This is a genomic window from Aeromonas sp. A600620 (assembly GCF_029479985.1).
GTDB classification, from domain to species: Bacteria; Pseudomonadota; Gammaproteobacteria; order Enterobacterales; family Aeromonadaceae; genus Aeromonas; species Aeromonas veronii_A.
Genome location: NZ_JAAKXB010000004.1, coordinates 135,660 through 151,042 on the forward strand (window position 1 = coordinate 135,660; position 15,383 = coordinate 151,042).

The 15,383-nt window shown below is 60.8% G+C and carries 14 protein-coding genes; 9 read left to right on the forward strand and 5 right to left on the reverse strand.

What is annotated here, in order from left to right:
- Positions 1 to 36 precede the first annotated feature (36 nt).
- A complete protein-coding gene (gene rloA3 / locus G5533_RS07425) occupies positions 37 to 531 on the reverse strand; it encodes a retropepsin-like aspartic peptidase RloA3 (protein ID WP_081990717.1) in 495 nt (164 codons plus the stop codon).
- A gap of 381 nt (positions 532 to 912) precedes the next feature.
- Between rloA3 and G5533_RS07430 the strand changes: the two genes are divergently transcribed.
- The 5 genes from G5533_RS07430 to G5533_RS07450 all read left to right on the forward strand — a co-directional run bounded on the left by G5533_RS07430 (position 913) and on the right by G5533_RS07450 (position 5,861).
- Positions 913 to 1,956: a GMP reductase gene (locus tag G5533_RS07430; RefSeq protein WP_005348017.1), complete on the forward strand. Its 1,044-nt coding sequence runs from the start codon at positions 913 to 915 to the stop codon at positions 1,954 to 1,956.
- 95 nt (positions 1,957 to 2,051) lie between these two features.
- Positions 2,052 to 3,248: an elongation factor P maturation arginine rhamnosyltransferase EarP gene (gene earP / locus G5533_RS07435; protein ID WP_421263037.1), complete on the forward strand. Its 1,197-nt coding sequence runs from the start codon at positions 2,052 to 2,054 to the stop codon at positions 3,246 to 3,248.
- A gap of 45 nt (positions 3,249 to 3,293) precedes the next feature.
- Entirely contained in the window at positions 3,294 to 3,860 is a 567-nt protein-coding gene (efp, locus tag G5533_RS07440; RefSeq protein ID WP_005362323.1) for an elongation factor P, read from the forward strand.
- 134 nt (positions 3,861 to 3,994) lie between these two features.
- On the forward strand, positions 3,995 to 4,759 hold the full coding sequence (locus G5533_RS07445) for a DUF3530 family protein (RefSeq protein ID WP_164536241.1): 765 nt from the start codon (positions 3,995 to 3,997) through the stop codon (positions 4,757 to 4,759).
- A gap of 145 nt (positions 4,760 to 4,904) precedes the next feature.
- Positions 4,905 to 5,861, forward strand: a complete 957-nt coding sequence (locus tag G5533_RS07450) for a D-2-hydroxyacid dehydrogenase (protein ID WP_421221899.1) — start codon at positions 4,905 to 4,907, stop codon at positions 5,859 to 5,861.
- A 96-nt stretch (positions 5,862 to 5,957) separates the two neighbouring features.
- Here the strand turns inward: G5533_RS07450 and G5533_RS07455 are convergent, their stop codons facing one another.
- Both G5533_RS07455 and G5533_RS07460 read right to left on the reverse strand, forming a co-directional pair.
- Positions 5,958 to 6,440: a YMGG-like glycine zipper-containing protein gene (locus G5533_RS07455; protein ID WP_421221898.1), complete on the reverse strand. Its 483-nt coding sequence runs from the start codon at positions 6,438 to 6,440 to the stop codon at positions 5,958 to 5,960.
- A 247-nt stretch (positions 6,441 to 6,687) separates the two neighbouring features.
- On the reverse strand, positions 6,688 to 8,223 hold the full coding sequence (locus tag G5533_RS07460; RefSeq protein ID WP_216978190.1) for a sensor domain-containing diguanylate cyclase: 1,536 nt from the start codon (positions 8,221 to 8,223) through the stop codon (positions 6,688 to 6,690).
- 273 nt (positions 8,224 to 8,496) lie between these two features.
- Between G5533_RS07460 and G5533_RS07465 the strand changes: the two genes are divergently transcribed.
- Positions 8,497 to 9,099: a nitroreductase family protein gene (locus G5533_RS07465; protein WP_216953036.1), complete on the forward strand. Its 603-nt coding sequence runs from the start codon at positions 8,497 to 8,499 to the stop codon at positions 9,097 to 9,099.
- A 178-nt stretch (positions 9,100 to 9,277) separates the two neighbouring features.
- Here the strand turns inward: G5533_RS07465 and G5533_RS07470 are convergent, their stop codons facing one another.
- A complete protein-coding gene (locus tag G5533_RS07470) occupies positions 9,278 to 10,216 on the reverse strand; it encodes a LysR family transcriptional regulator (protein WP_421255403.1) in 939 nt (312 codons plus the stop codon).
- Between the two features lie 135 nt (positions 10,217 to 10,351).
- Between G5533_RS07470 and G5533_RS07475 the strand changes: the two genes are divergently transcribed.
- The 3 genes from G5533_RS07475 to dcuC are packed head-to-tail and all read left to right on the forward strand — an operon-like array spanning position 10,352 to position 14,501.
- Positions 10,352 to 12,151, forward strand: a complete 1,800-nt coding sequence (locus tag G5533_RS07475; RefSeq protein ID WP_421202800.1) for an adenine deaminase — start codon at positions 10,352 to 10,354, stop codon at positions 12,149 to 12,151.
- Positions 12,152 to 12,167: 16 nt separating this feature from the next.
- A complete protein-coding gene (rihC, locus tag G5533_RS07480) occupies positions 12,168 to 13,085 on the forward strand; it encodes a ribonucleoside hydrolase RihC (RefSeq protein WP_421172108.1) in 918 nt (305 codons plus the stop codon).
- 54 nt (positions 13,086 to 13,139) lie between these two features.
- Entirely contained in the window at positions 13,140 to 14,501 is a 1,362-nt protein-coding gene (gene dcuC / locus G5533_RS07485; protein ID WP_227342077.1) for a C4-dicarboxylate transporter DcuC, read from the forward strand.
- A gap of 209 nt (positions 14,502 to 14,710) precedes the next feature.
- Here the strand turns inward: dcuC and G5533_RS07490 are convergent, their stop codons facing one another.
- Positions 14,711 to 15,379, reverse strand: a complete 669-nt coding sequence (locus G5533_RS07490; protein ID WP_441254664.1) for an HAD-IA family hydrolase — start codon at positions 15,377 to 15,379, stop codon at positions 14,711 to 14,713.
- Between the last annotated feature and the right edge of the window lie 4 nt (positions 15,380 to 15,383).

Below are 15,383 nucleotides of genomic sequence, written 5' to 3' on the forward strand. Positions count from 1 at the left end.
GATAAGTAAAGAGCCCGCGATGCGGGCTCTTTACTTTCAATGACAATCTGGCTGCACGGTAAAGGTTCGACTGGAGTCCACCGGGCCCAGCTCCGCCAGCAGACGTCGGCCCAGCAGCACCGGATAGATCATCTTGCTGCGATCCCGCAGGGTGAACCACTCCTCATACACCTTGTCCCCCAGACAGATGGACATGGTCACCGTTGGCCGCTGCTCCATGCCGCCCGCCCCACGCACCGTCACGCTGCGCTCGACCCGCCGTTCGAACTGCTGCTTGACCAGTTTGCCGCTGTCGGCATCGGTCACCACCAGCATGAAGCGCACCCAGGGCTTGCCATCCCGTTTGAATCTGGTGATAGAGCGTGCATCGAGGGAAGAGGTGAGCGCCCCGGTGTCGAGTTTCATCTTCACCGCCACGCCGGTGGGCAAAATAAGTCCTTTCTCGATCCAGCCATAGCTGGTCGGGGTCTCTGCCAGCGCACTGCCACACAGTGCCAGCATCAGGGTGATCCCCACCATCATCTTGCCCATTTTACTGCCCTGCCTTGTCAATCCTGCGCCCAGATCTACCACAGTCCCATTGTGGGTCAATCCGATTTATTTCAGCTACTTGGATAATATCTGGCGGGTCAGGAGAGAGACGACAAAGAGTGGCCGAATGGCGGCCCAAGCGGGCGGGAATATCGTAGGAGAGCAAGGCACCGAACGGTGCTGGATGAAACTGGTGGTTAACCTCAGGTTGTGACGCCAAAGGCTACCACAACAATGAGCGAATTATCAGTCTTGTTCTGAAGGGATTTTTGCCTACACTGTTGTAAACCGGAGGGCCTGAAAACCACCGGTTTTTTTGCGCCTGCCGAAAATTTGCCACTGCAAAAGTGACTTTCAACAAGGCTCAATAAGGAATTTGTAATGCGTATCGAAGAAGACTTGAAGCTCGGTTTCAAGGATGTCCTGTTCCGCCCCAAGCGCTCTACTCTCAAGAGCCGTTCCCAAGTAAGCCTGACCCGTCAGTTCACCTTCAAACACACTCAGACCCAATGGCAAGGCGTACCCGTTATCGCCGCCAACATGGATACCGTCGGCAGCTTTGCCATGGCACGCACGCTGGCCGGTTTCGAGATGATGACCGCGGTACACAAGCACTACAGCCTTGAGCAGTGGCAAGCTTTCGTCAACGAGACCGACCCGGCGCTGCTGGGCCATGTGATGGTCTCCACCGGCACCTCGGCTGAAGATTTCGCCAAGACCCGCCAAATCCTCGCCATGTCCGAAGCGCTGCGTTTCATCTGTGTCGATGTGGCCAATGGCTACTCCGAACACTTCGTCGAGTTCGTGCGCAAGATTCGTGAAGCCTGCCCCAACCACGTCATCCTAGCGGGCAACGTGGTGACCGGCGAGATGGTCGAAGAGCTGATCCTCTCCGGCGCCGACATCGTCAAGGTCGGCATCGGCCCGGGCTCCGTCTGCACCACTCGCGTCAAGACCGGCGTCGGCTATCCGCAGCTCTCCGCCATCATCGAGTGTGCCGATGCGGCACACGGCCTCGGCGGCCAGATCGTCGGTGACGGCGGTTGCACCTGCCCGGGCGACGTCGCCAAAGCGTTCGGCGGCGGTGCCGACTTCGTGATGCTGGGCGGCATGCTGGCAGCCCACGAAGAGTGCGGTGGCGAGATCGTCGATGTAGACGGCGAACCCTTCATGAAGTTCTACGGCATGAGCTCCTCCAGCGCCATGGACAAACATGCCGGCGGCGTCGCAGAATACCGCGCCTCCGAGGGTAAAACCGTGCTGCTGCCATACCGCGGCCCGGTCGAGAACGCCGTGCGCGACATTCTGGGCGGCGTGCGCTCCACCTGTACCTACGTGGGTGCCAGCCAGCTGAAAGAGCTGACCAAGCGCACCACCTTTATCCGGGTACGCGAGCAAGAGAACAACGTCTACGGCAAGGAGTAACCTGCCGCAGCGACCGTCACACGCTGACGGTTAGAAGCCAGTCAACCGGTGTGCTACCCTGCGCACCGGTTTTTTTGTATCTGGGATCCCGCGCCATGACCACTCCCCTGCACCCGTTTGACTGGGACATCTTCTGCTGCGTCGTCGACAACTTCGGCGACATCGGCGTCACCTGGCGACTCGCCCGCCAGCTAAAGCGGGAGGGGAATATAGCGGCACATGGCGATGAGGTTCAGGTGCGGCTCTGGGTTGACGATCTGCCAAGTTTCGCCCGCATCTGCCCCGGGCTCGACCCGGCGCAGGATGGCCAGTGGGTCGAGGGCATCTATATCCAGCACTGGCATGAGACCCTGCCGACCGACATGACCCCGGCCAGAGTGGTGATCGAGGCCTTTGCCTGCGAGCTGCCCGACCTCTTCATAGAGCTGATGGCGAGCCAACCCAGCCCCCCCTGCTGGCTCAATCTGGAATACCTCTCGGCAGAGAGCTGGGTCGAGGATTGCCACGGCCTCGCCTCGCCCCAGCGGGTTGGCAATAAAAGCCTCAACAAATACTTCTTCTTCCCGGGCTTTACCGCTAAAACCGGCGGCCTTTTGTGCGAGCACTACCTCATCGCCGAACGGGAGCTGTGGCAGCAAGATGATGCGGGACTTACCGCCTACTGGGCCAGCCTCGGTTTGCCACCAAAACAAGAGAACGAGCTGCGGGTCAGCCTCTTTACCTACGAGAGCGATGCGCTGAAGAGTCTGGTCGAGAGCTGGTGCCAGAGCACCACGCCCGTCACCCTGCTGTTGCCGCTGGGGCGTTCTCTCAACGATGTGCTCACCGGCGCCGGTCTGGCAGATGCCATCCCTGCAGCCAAAGCGGGGGATCTGCTCCACTCGGGCAACCTCACCATCAAGCTGCTGCCGATGACCGATCAGGCCGGTTACGATCGACTGCTGTGGAGCTGCAATCTCAATCTGGTGCGCGGGGAGGACTCCTTCGTGCGGGCCCAGTGGGCCGCTCGCCCTTTCCTCTGGCATATCTACCAACAGGAGGAGGAGGCCCATCTGGTCAAGCTGGAGCAGTTCCTTGACCACTACTTATCCGATCTACCAGCCGAGTGCGGCCAATGGCTGCGCCGCTTTAATCTGGCTCTCAACCGTGGCGAAGATTGCGGCGAACTTTGGGCCCAATGGCCCCGATATAGCGCCATTTGGCAGCAACATGGGCGAAGCTGGTCACAGAAGTTGCTCCGGGATGGGGATCTCGTCACACGGTTGGTGAAATTTTTAGAAAGCCGTATATAATCTGGCAGTTTTTATCCGTCCGTTTCACGAACAGGAATTTTTTACATGAAAACCGCACAGGAAATCCGCGCTGGTAACGTAGTCATGATCGGCACCGAGCCGATGGTGGTTCAGAAGGCTGAATTCAACAAATCCGGCCGTAACTCCGCCGTGGTCAAAATGAAGCTGAAGGGCCTGCTGAACGGCAGCGCTACCGAGACCGTCTTCAAGGCCGACGACAAGCTGGACGTTGTTCAGCTGGAACGTAAAGAGTGCACCTACTCCTACTTCTCCGATCCCCTGTATGTCTTTATGGACACCGAGTACAACCAGTACGACGTAGAGAAAGACAACCTGGGTGACGTGCTGAACTATCTGGTAGACGGCATGGAAGACATCTGCGAAGTGACTTTCTACAACGAGAAAGCCATCTCCGTAGAACTGCCGACCACCATCGTGCGCGAAGTTGAGTACACCGAGCCGGCTGCCCGTGGCGACACCTCCGGTAAAGTGACCAAGCCTGCCCGTCTGAAAGGCACTACCTACGAGCTGGCTGTTGCCGCTTTCGTAGAGATCGGTGACAAGATCGAAATCGATACCCGCACCGGCGAATTCAAGCGTCGCGTCAACTAATTGACCGCTTTGAATTGATTACAAAAAAGCGAGCCACCGGCTCGCTTTTTTATTGCCTCCGAGTTGCCATCACACCGCCCGCCTTCAGAAAATCCCGCCGCCGCCGCTAACCCAGATAACCGGGGGAGCACACTATGGCCAGATTATCCTTATCACTGCTGTTATTGACCTTGCTGGCTGGCCATGGGGCAGAGGCGAGCGAGGTCGCCCCCCCCGTTGCCGAACCTATGCCCCTCGACCACTGGCAAGCCAGCGACTGGAAAGGGTTGCCCGATGCTACCCAGATCGACAAGCAGACGGTGCTGTTCGCCAAACATGACAGTGAAAACTATCTGGGGCTCGCCATTTTACTGCCCGACTGGCAGCGCAGCGGCCAACTCTGGCAACTGACTCGCGCCCTCAGCCGACTGGGCTTTGATACCCTGCTGCTGCTGCCCTCCCCCCAGCAGACCGAACTGGACCCAGCCGCCGAGAAAAAAGCGAAAAACAGCGATGAGTTTCGCAAGCAGTTTGCCGAGCGGATCAGCAAGCTGGCCGATGCCAAGCTGCAGGAGGGGGGCTTCAAGCTGATCCTGGCGCAAGGTACCGGCGCCGCCTGGACTGCCAATCTCATCGCCAGCGAACAGTTGCCCGCCCCCGACGCGCTGGTGCTGCTCGATGGCTTCTTCCCCAATCAGCAGAGCAACCAGACCCTGGCCAAACAGGTGGCTCAGGCGGCCATCCCCACCCTGGACCTCTATCAGGAGGATGGCGGTCGCTGGCCACTGCTGGCCGCCGAGGCCCGCAAAAGCGAGAGCCGGCGCAGCAACAAGCTCAACTATCGCCCCTACGCCCTGATGGAGCTGGAGGAGACCCCCACCCGCATTCAGGGCTGGCTCAACCATCTGGGCTGGCTCTAAACCAGCCGCCACCGTGGCGCAATAAAGCGCGCGCCAGCTCACATCTGCCGGATAAAGCCCAACCCTACCACGGCGACGATCTGGCCCTGACCGCATCCTCTTTGGCATCATGGCCTCTCGAACCTGAACAATGGCAGGAAGGTCCATGCAGCAGATTGTGTTTCTCGACAGCGATACCCTGGATGCGGGCATCACCCTGCATCACCCCGACTTCCCCCACCACTGGCAGAGCTATCCAAGTACTACCCCGGAACAGGTGGTGGAACGGCTCAAAGATGCCAGCATCGCTATCATCAACAAAGTACGGATCGGCGCCGCCGAACTGGCCCAGTTGCCTGAGCTCAAACTCATCGCCCTGGCCGCAACCGGCAGCGACAACGTGGATCTGGATGCGTGCCGCGCCGCCAACGTCGGGGTGTGCAATATCCGCAACTACTCGGGCCCCTCGGTGCCGGAGCACGCCATGGCGCTGATGCTAGCCCTGTCGCGCAACCTCTTCTGCTGGCGCCAGTCGCTGCTGGAGGGGCGCTGGCAACAGAGCGGCCAATTCTGCTTCTTCGACCACAACATCATGGATCTGCACGGCAAGCAGCTTGGCATCATCGGCAAAGGGACGCTCGGACAGGCGCTCGGCGAGCGGGCCAAAGGGATGGGGATGACAGTGCGTTACGCCCAGAGCCAGATCGGCGCCAGTCACGACGAGGACCGCTTGCCCCTCGACGAGTTGCTGCAAAGTTCGGACGTCATCAGCCTGCACTGCCCGCTCACCCCCTACACCCGCAACCTCATTGGCGAGCGGGAGCTGGATCTGATGAAACCGGGCGCCCTGCTGATCAACGTCGGCCGCGGTGGGTTGGTGGATGAGGAGGCGCTGCTGCAAGCGCTGGCCAACGGTCGCCTCGGTGGTGCCGGTTTCGATGTGGCGAGCGTCGAACCGCCGCCTCCCGACCATCCCTTGATGAAGGCGCTGCAATACCCCCACTTCATTCTGACCCCTCATGTGGCCTGGGCCAGCGAGGAGTCGATGCAGCGACTGGCCGACCAGCTGATCGACAACATCAACGCCTTTGCCGCCGGTCGCCGCCAGCACCGGCTGGTGTAACCGCACGAGCGAGTCACCGCAAAATCGAGTGACCACACCATGCAAAACGGGACCAACAGGCCCCGTTTTGCATCTTCCGCACTCACTGCACACGCATCAATCGTCGTCATGCCATCTGTGCTTCTTATGCTTTTTGTACTTCTTGTGGTGCTTGTGATGGTGATGATCGTCGTCATCATCGTAATAGCGATCCTGGCTCTTGTGGCCATCGCCGGTCTTGGCACCGATGGCCGAACCGCTCGCCCCGCCAACCCCGGCGCCGATCAGCTGACCGGTATCGCCACCGACACTCTTGCCGATAGCGGCACCGCCCAGCGCCCCCACCGCGCCGCCAAGGGCCGCTTCATTCTTGTTGCCCTTGTTGGCCGTCGCCGCACCACCGGCTGCGCCGCCCAATGCAGCCCCCACCAGCGCACCGGTATCTCCCCCCAACTCCTTGCCGATCATGGTGCCCGCCACCCCGCCTGCGCCACCACCGAGAATGGTGTTGAGAGTTTCCGAACCGTGGGCCGCAGTGCTGCCCAGCAATGACGCCCCCAACAGAGCCAGAGCACCGATGCCACGCGTACTCATATCCATGGATACTCCTGTCAAACCTGATTAATAATCAGCAGCACTATACAAAGAGCTATCAGGTTCGCCAGCCAGCAGAAAACAGGGATGCGACAGTCAATGGCAGTACAGTCACAGCCAACACAGGAAGAGTAGAATCAACCTATTGAATTAAAACGTGAAAATTAACATTGAACCAGACAGTCACGACAAAGTGACCGATAACCTGGCAGCCGCGTCCTGTCGAATAGTCAGCGCGCTGGGACAAAAGCTGTCAGTCAAGGGCCCCTGCCACCCCTTCAGCCAGATGCCAGCAGTTCCGGCCAGCCTCCTTGCTGCGGTAGAGGGCAGCATCAGCCCGCTCGAAGATAGGGCCGGCGGCAGGAGAATGGCAGGCGCCGCCGGCACTCAGGGTGATCGGCCCATGGTGTTCACGCCACTGTTGCTGACGCACCAGTTCAAGCAGACAACCGAGTTTCTCCGCCAACTCATCCTGTGGCTGTTGCAGCAGAGCGGCAAATTCATCCCCACCTATCCGGTAAACCGTACTCACCCCCAGCACATCAGCAAGACAGTTGGCCACCCGACACAGCACCTGATCGCCGAAGGCATGGCCCTGGCTGTCGTTGATCCCCTTGAAGTGATCGACATCAAACAGCAGCAGCCAGAAGCACGCCCCCCTCTGCTCCAGTGCCGCCTTGTGCTGCTCGAAGGCTCGTCGGTTCATGATACCGGTCAGGGGATCCCGCAACAGCGCATCCTGCCCCTTGAGAAAACTGGCCCTGACCTGATCGATCTCGTTCAGGCTACGCCGCACGAACCAGGTCTTGGGCTCACTGACAGGCGCTGAACGCTCCAGATCGCGCACGATGCCGGTCAATGAGCCCGACACCAGCTCCTGCTCCTGGCGGAAGATCCGCACCAGCAGACTCAGGCTGCAACACCAGATGGCAAACAGAGAGAGCAGTGGAAAAACCACCATCTGCAACGCATCGTAGAGGCTGTCACGAAACAGTACTGGCGGCAGATAGATGTTGAGATCCCAACCAATATCCGCCAGCTCGCGCTTGATATACGTCCCATGCCACAGCACATCCAGGCCGAGCCACTGCTGATTCTGATGCTGCTTGATGGTGTTGGCCGCCAGCAGATCCATATTGCTGCCTACTACCAGCTGATCAGTGTCACGCAAGGTCAGATAGAGTGCCGCCTGATTACTACCAACCGTGCGCTGCAGCGCCTGCTGCAGCGAGTCGAATGACATGTCAACCATCAGCAGACCCAGCAACTGCCCCTGCTCATCCCTCACCCGTTTGATCAGGCTGAGAATCAGCTCCTGAGTATTGTATTCAGGGTAGGGGCCAAACCAGACGGGCTCGTCGCCCGGCATGGCGGTCACCTGATACCAGGGGCGCAGCGCTGCCTTATAACCTGGGGGCGCGAGCCACTCCGGGTAACTGTCGATGCGATCCGCTTTCAGGTTGTAAAAGTAGATATAGTGGTTGCCGGGCTTGATCTGATGGGCAATAGCCCAGATGGGAGAGTCGGCCGGCTCGCCGCGGGCTATCTTCTCCTTGTCTAGGGAGCCCTCCAGCACTGCCAGTTGCCGCTCATTGACCTTCACCATCTCGTGGATCAAGGACGCCTCAACGGAGGAAGCCATGTGACCGAAGCCGGATACCGTCATGTCGATATCCCGCAGATAGCTGGCAATGGCCATGATGATCGTCACGATCAGGATCAACAAGCCAAGCAGTGCGGAGAGGGGGGCCAGCACATAGTAACGCTTGTTGAGATACGAGCGGCTCACATGACATCCGAACAGGGGAAAACATAGCGGGATTGTGCGAGAGAAAGGAGAGTGAATCATTGATTAATATCACTTCAACGCCCCTTTAATGACATTTCCAATACTAACAAAACATCAAGGTTCGCAAACGAATATCAACTGACAGGAAAAACGCTAGTTACCCCGGGTTAACCCCGCTCTGCATTGCGGGTGTTATAGTCTATACCTGACGCGGCCGGCGCTGGACACACCGTCCATCACCGGCTGCAACGCCAAGCAGAACAAGGAGATGTTATGAGCAGTCCGTTTATCGAACAGATCAAAGCACGTCGTACCATCTATGCCCTGGGCAGCCAGGTGTCCCATACACCGGAACAACTGACGGCCCTGATCCAGGATGCCATCAGGCACAGCCCCTCCTCCTTCAATTCCCAGAGCTCCCGCGCCGTCATCCTGTTTGGCGCCCAGCACCATAAGCTGTGGGATATCGTCAAAGCCGAGCTGAAAAAGATCGTGCCGCCGGAGGCCTACGCCCAGAGTGAGGCCAAGGTGGATGGCAGCTTCCGCGCAGGTTTCGGCACTGTGCTGTTCTTCGAAGACACCGACGTCATCAAGGATCTGCAGCAAAAGTTTGCCCTCTATGCAGACAACTTCCCCATCTGGTCGGAACATGCCACCGGCATCGCCCAGTTTGCGGTCTGGACCACCCTGGCCCAGGAGAAGATCGGCGCCTCCCTGCAACACTACAACCCCCTCATCGACGAGGCGGTACGCAAGGAGTGGAACCTGCCAGCCAGCTGGCTGCTGCGTGCCCAGATGCCCTTTGGCAGCATCCAGCAACCGGCCGGCGACAAGACCTTCATCGACGATGCCACCCGTTTCCGCGTTTTCAAATAACGGCCAGATAGCAAAACGCCCCCGCATCTCGGGGGCGTTTTTATTGCGACATCAAGAGTTCGGATAGCGATGGTTCATACCGCAATCTGCGGTCGTCACGCACTCGCACCACAGCTCAGGCGGGCAGCGTCACCAGCAGGGATGTCTCTCTAGGTTCCACCTTCACCTCGTGCCAGCCTCAGCCGTGCTGACTACTTAGCTGTTCGATAATGGTGGCGCGCAGCAGGGCTCGCCCTTCGTCGATGCGAGTTGATCGGGAGAGTCCTTTCGCCCACATCAGCGCCAGGGTTCGACTCAGCACTGGCTCGTGCAGCGCCACGACTTTCAGCTGGGGATCGCGCAGGTTCGCGGCATAGAGTCCGGGCAGGATAGCAACTGCCAACCCTGAGCGCACCAAGCCGTAAAGCGTCTCGACATAATCTGTGGTGTATCTGGGCTTGAGCCCGGGCAACTGGCTCTGGGCCAGTCCGTTGACCTGCCGGCTGACGTTGCCTCTGGCAAAGAGGGCGATGTCGCGGCGGGTCAGCGCCTGCCAGCTGATGATCTCTTCCGCTGCCAGCGGATCCTGCCGGTTGATCACCGCCACCAGCGCATCGTCCAGCAGCGGCGTCACCTCCAGCGAGTCGGGCAACTCGCCATCCAGCACGCCAATTCCCGCATCCAGAGCCCCCTCGGCCAGCGCCTGCAACAGACCGTCGTTGGTGTGATCCTGAAACTCGACCCGCAAGCCCGGAAATTGCTGCTGCAGACGGGCGGCCGCCAGCGGAAACATCAGGGTGCAGGCCGACGGGATCAGACCGATGCGCAGGGTGCCATCGCCCCCTTCGACCATCACCTGCTGCATATCGGAAAAAGCGGCGTGGGCTACATTGAGCAGCCCTTTGGCGTGGGGCAGGATCGCCTCCCCCTGTTCGGTCAGGGTAACCGCCTGCGCGGTACGGTGAAACAGTTTACCGCCAAGCACAGATTCAATCTGGCGCAGGGCACTGCTCAGGGCGGGCTGGCTGATGGCCATCTGATTGGCCGTTTCGGTGAAGTGGCGCAGCTGGGCCAGCGTGACAAAATACTGGATCTGCTTGAGAGAGAGCGCAGGCAGACGGCGCCAGGGTTCGGACATGAAATCGACAACCGGAGAAAAACGTTTGCAGCAGCATAACCCTTTCTTATCCAGTTATAAATTCTTTGCGCTATGCACGGGCCAATCCCCTCCTTAAAGTGGGCCCATTATTCCCCTTGTCAGGCCATCTCCTTCATGTGTGAACAAGATGCATCCCTCAACTTGCGCCGCCGCGCCGTGCAGGCAGCCCTCGGCGAAGCCCCCTTCGATCTGCTGCTGACCAACGCCAACCTGATCGACATGGTGACCGGCGAGATCCGCCCCGTCGACGTGGGGTTGGTCGGCCCGCTGATCGCCAGCGTCCATCCGGTCGGCACCTTCCAGCAGGCACGCGAGACCCACGATCTGGCCGGCGCCTATCTCTCGCCCGGTCTTATCGACAGCCATGTCCATGTGGAGAGCTCCCACCTGACGCCGGAGCGCTACGCCGATGTGGTGGTCGCGCAGGGCACCACCACCATCTTCTGGGATCCCCACGAACTGGCCAATGTGCTCGGGCTGGCGGGGGTGCGCTATGCCATCGACGCCAGCCGCAATCTGCCGCTGCGGGTCATCTGCGCCGCCCCCTCCAGCGTTCCCTCGACGCCGGGTCTCGAGATGTCGGGCGCCGACTTCCACGGCCCTGAGATGGCCACCATGCTGGAGTGGCCAGAGGTGGCGGGGATCGCCGAGGTGATGGACATGCAGGGGGTGCTGGGCGGCAGCGAGCGGATGACCGGCATTCTGCACGCCGGTTTGCAACGCAATGCCCTGATTGAGGGACACGCCCGGGGCCTCACTGGTCACCGGCTGCAAGCCTATCTCGCCGCCGGGGTCAGCTCGGATCACGAACTCACCTCGGCTGCCGATGCGCTGGAGAAGCTGCGGGCCGGGCTCACCCTCCAGCTGCGCGGCTCCCACCCCTACCTGCTGCCGGAGATCGTCGCTGCGCTGAAACAGCTGCCCCACCTCTCCTCCCAAATCACCCTCTGTACCGACGATGTGCCGCCCGACATGCTGCTGGAGAAAGGGGGCATGATTGCGCTGGTCAAGCTGCTGGCAGAGCTGGGGCTGGCGGTGCCCGACGTGCTGCGGATGGCCACTCTCAATGCCGCCATCCGGCTGCAGCGCAACGATCTGGGGCTGGTTGCTGCCGGCCGCTGCGCCGACCTGGTGGTGTTCGACAACCTCACCGATCTCAACCCGCTCTGGGTCTACAGCGGTGGTCAGCGGGTCGCCCGCCATGGCGCCATTCTCAAACCCTCCGAGCATGTCGCCGGTTGTCAGGCGCCGCGCGATACCATGCAGATCCCCCTGCGCACGCAGGAGGAGTTCATCATCCGGGTACCCGGGCTGACTGCGGGTCGGGCCCGCTTCAAGACCATCAAGGGGGCTCGCTTCACCCAGTGGAGTGAAACCGAGGTTGAGGTTCGGGATGGTCAGGTCATCGTGCCTGCGGGATTTAGCCTCATCTCGGTGCAACACCGCCATGGCCGCCATCAGGCGGGCACCCGGCTGGCGCTGCTGGAGGGGTGGGGCGAGCTGCAAGGGGCCATCGCCACCAGCTACTCCCACGACTCCCACAATCTGGTGGTGCTGGGGCGCGACCCGCAAGAGATGATGCTGGCCGCCAACACTCTGATCACCAGCGAGGGCGGCATGGCGGTCGTCCAGCAGGGTGAGGTGCTGGCCCACGTTGCCATGCCCATCGCCGGCATGCTCTCCGACCTGCCGGCCAGCGAGCTGGCCGCCAGCTTCCACGCTCTGCGCGAAGTGAGCGGCAAGGTGGTGGAGTGGGAGCCCCCCTACCGTGTCTTCAAGGCCATCGAGGGAACCTGCCTTGCCTGCAATGCGGGGCCCCATCTGACCGATCTCGGCCTCACCGATGGCCTGACCCGCGAGATTGTCGACCCCTTTATCTGCTGCTGGCCCCACGATGCCAGCCAAGCCGATTAACCTCGAGGAGAACAGCGTGAACCCTGTCGCCATTATTCTGGATACCGACCCCGGCATCGACGATGCCGTTGCCATCGCCGCCGCCCTGTTTCACCCCGGGATCGAGCTGGCGCTCATCACCACGGTCGCCGGCAACGTCGATGTCAGCAAGACCACCCGCAACGCCCTGCGCCTGCTGCACTTTTTCGGCCAAGAGGTGCCGGTGGCACAGGGGGCCAGCCAGCCCCTCGTGCGCCCCCTCGACAATGCCAGCCATATCCACGGCCACTCCGGCCTCGATGGTTACGAGTTTGCCGAACCCGGGCAACAGCCGATACCGGAGCATGCCGTCGAAGCCATGAAGGCCACCCTGCTCGCCAGCGAACAATCCATGACGCTGGTGCCCATCGGGCCGCTGACCAATATCGCCCTGCTGCTCACCCTGCACCCCGAGTGTCGGGAGAAGATCGCGCGGATCGTGTTGATGGGCGGCTCGGCCGGTCGGGGCAACCACACCCCCAATGCCGAGTTCAATATCTACGTGGATCCGGAGGCGGCTCACATCGTCTTCAGCAGCGGTCTGCCCATCGTGATGTGCGGACTCGATGTCACCAGCCGGGCCACCCTGACCGGCGAGATGATTGCGGCGCTGCCCGCCCTCAACCGCACCGGCGCCATGCTCCACGCCCTGTTCGGCCACTATCGCGGCGGCAGTATGCAGACCGGGCTCAAGATGCACGATCTCTGCGCCATTGCCTATCTGGTGCGCCCCGATCTCTTTATCACCCGGGCCTGCCATGTGGCCATCGAGACCCGGGGTGAGCACACCCTCGGCACCACCTCGGTGGATATCAACAACCGGCTCAAACGCCCGCCCAACGCCGAGGTGTGTCTCGATATCGACGTGCCCGGATTCAGGGCCTGGTGCATGGAGACCCTTGCCCGCGCCATCTGATCCCGAACCGCCAGCCCGCTGGCCCATTCACATCAAGAAGAGAGTGTTGGAAACATGCTGGAAATAATTGTCAGCACCCTGATCCTGGTCATCTGCGGCTATCTCATCGCCAAAAACTACGATGCCAAGATAGTGCTGTTTGGCGCCGGGCTGCTGCTGATGTTTGCCGCCGTCGGACTGGGCCACCCCCTGCTGCCTGCGGCGCAGAGCAGCGGCCTCAGCTGGCTTGATCCCTTCGTCCAGATCAAGCAGATCTTCATCAGCCAGATGGGCAATGTCGGCCTCACCATCATGGTGCTGTTCGGCTTCTCCAGCTACATGAGCCACATCGGCGCCAACGACGTCACCGTGATGCTGCTGACCCGCCCCTTGAGTCGCATCCGCTCCCCCTACCTGCTGGTGCCGGTGATTTTCCTCTTGGGCAATCTGCTCTCGCTGGTGGTGCCAAGCGCTGCCAGTCTGGCAGTGTTGCTGATGGCGACCCTCTATCCGGTACTGAAGGCATCGAACATGTCCTCCCTCACCGCGGGGGCCGTCATTGCCACCACTGCCACCATCATGCCCAGCCCGCTGGGGGCCGATAACGTGCTGGCCGCCCAGAAGCTGGGCATCCCGCTGGTGGAGTACATCGTCTCCTACCACGCCCCCATCTCGCTGCCGACACTGGCGTTGATGGCAGTGGTGCACTACTTCTGGCAGAAGGCGATGGACAAGCGGCAGCAGTCGCGCAGCGGACTGGAGGAAAAAGAGGAATCGCTCGCCGTGCCCACCGGCTTGCCACCCGCCTACTACGGCCTCTTCCCTGTACTGCCGCTGGTGCTGGTACTGCTGTTCGGCATCTGCTTCACCCATATCTCCCTCGGGCTGGTGGAGATCACCTTCGTCTGCCTGCTGCTCACCATAGGGGTAGAACTCTTGCGCAAAGGCAATATCAAGGAGACCAGCAAGGAGTTCGCCATCTTCTTCACCGGCATGGGGACGGGTCTGGCTCAGGTGGTCTCGCTCATAGTAGCGGCCAGCATGCTGGTGGAGGGACTGAAAGCCATCGGCATCATCGATACCCTGGTCGATAGCGTGAAACACATCGACGGCGTCGGCTCCATCTTGATGTTCTTCTTCTCCGGTACGGCGGCGCTGATCGGCTTTATCAGCGGCAGTGGGCTGGCAGTCTTCTACTCCTTTATCAACATCATTCCCGAGATCACTGAGAAGGTCGGCGTCAACAGTGTCGCGGTGGCCCTGCCGATGCAGCTCACTGCCAACCTGATCCGATCCATGTCGCCGGTCGCCGCGGTGATCATCGTCATCGCCTCGATCACCGGCAGCAATCCCATCGAGATCATCAAGCGCACCTCGGTGCCCATCATCTCGGGCATCATCTGCTGCATGACCCTCTCCTACCTGCTGTTCAGCTAAACCAGCTCCATCTGCAGGCGATCAATCCGGTCGCCTGCAGACGGTTTTTTACCTCCGGTTGAAAGTGAACCCACTACAGGTAAGCGCCCGGAAGATAATCGGTGGGGATCGTCTATAACTTTTGCGACCAAGAGCCACATACGCCTGAGTAACTGACCGCCAGCCATCAGGCTCAGCCCCCTAATTCAACTCCCAAAGCTCTCGTGCCGTCATTCTTGGTTGGCGCCCTGCATCGACAGCATCACCAGCAAGGACTCGCCTTTCCCTGACACCACTCTCACCTCGCGCCAGTCGCGGATCACCGCCACCACCGCCGGATTGAGCGGCGCATCGCCCCCTACCTGCACCACAGTGCAACCTGCACGCAGGGCACTCTCGATACCGGCCGGGGCATCCTCAAATACCAGACAGCGAGCGGGTGGCACGCCAAGCCGTACAGCGCCCAGCAGATAGGGCTCGGGATCGGGTTTGCCATTGACCACAGCTTCGGCCCCCACCAGCACGGCGGACAGCGGCAAAGCGGCACAATTCAGGCGGTGACGGGCAACCCGCTCACTGGCGGAGGTCACGATGGCCCAAAGCTCTGGCGGCAAACAGTGCAGCAACTCGCCAGCCCCAGCGATGGCGTCTCCGCCGGTATGCAGCATCTCCAGCTCGTCGAGCCGCGCCGCTTCCAGCTCCACATCCAGCTGCGGGGCCAACGCCCGGATCACCTCACGTGAGCGCATACCGTGGCACATCGCCAGTACCGGCTCGGGGGCAAGCTGATGATGCTGACACCAGAGCCGCCACACCTTCTCCACATCGCCTATCGAGCAGACCAGGGTGCCATCCATATCGAGCAGCAGGGCGGATACCGACAGGGTGATCGTGTTCATGCCG

Bases quoted from the DNA above. Each gene is read 5' to 3' on its own strand.
- rloA3 (WP_081990717.1), bottom strand. From the start codon at position 531: ATGGGCAAGATGATGGTGGGGATCACCCTGATGCTGGCACTGTGTGGC.
- G5533_RS07430 (WP_005348017.1), top strand. From the start codon at position 913: ATGCGTATCGAAGAAGACTTGAAGCTCGGTTTCAAGGATGTCCTGTTC.
- earP (WP_421263037.1), top strand. From the start codon at position 2,052: ATGACCACTCCCCTGCACCCGTTTGACTGGGACATCTTCTGCTGCGTC.
- efp (WP_005362323.1), top strand. From the start codon at position 3,294: ATGAAAACCGCACAGGAAATCCGCGCTGGTAACGTAGTCATGATCGGC.
- G5533_RS07445 (WP_164536241.1), top strand. From the start codon at position 3,995: ATGGCCAGATTATCCTTATCACTGCTGTTATTGACCTTGCTGGCTGGC.
- G5533_RS07450 (WP_421221899.1), top strand. From the start codon at position 4,905: ATGCAGCAGATTGTGTTTCTCGACAGCGATACCCTGGATGCGGGCATC.
- G5533_RS07455 (WP_421221898.1), bottom strand. From the start codon at position 6,440: ATGGATATGAGTACGCGTGGCATCGGTGCTCTGGCTCTGTTGGGGGCG.
- G5533_RS07465 (WP_216953036.1), top strand. From the start codon at position 8,497: ATGAGCAGTCCGTTTATCGAACAGATCAAAGCACGTCGTACCATCTAT.
- G5533_RS07470 (WP_421255403.1), bottom strand. From the start codon at position 10,216: ATGTCCGAACCCTGGCGCCGTCTGCCTGCGCTCTCTCTCAAGCAGATC.
- G5533_RS07475 (WP_421202800.1), top strand. From the start codon at position 10,352: ATGTGTGAACAAGATGCATCCCTCAACTTGCGCCGCCGCGCCGTGCAG.
- dcuC (WP_227342077.1), top strand. From the start codon at position 13,140: ATGCTGGAAATAATTGTCAGCACCCTGATCCTGGTCATCTGCGGCTAT.
- G5533_RS07490 (WP_441254664.1), bottom strand. From the start codon at position 15,379: ATGAACACGATCACCCTGTCGGTATCCGCCCTGCTGCTCGATATGGAT.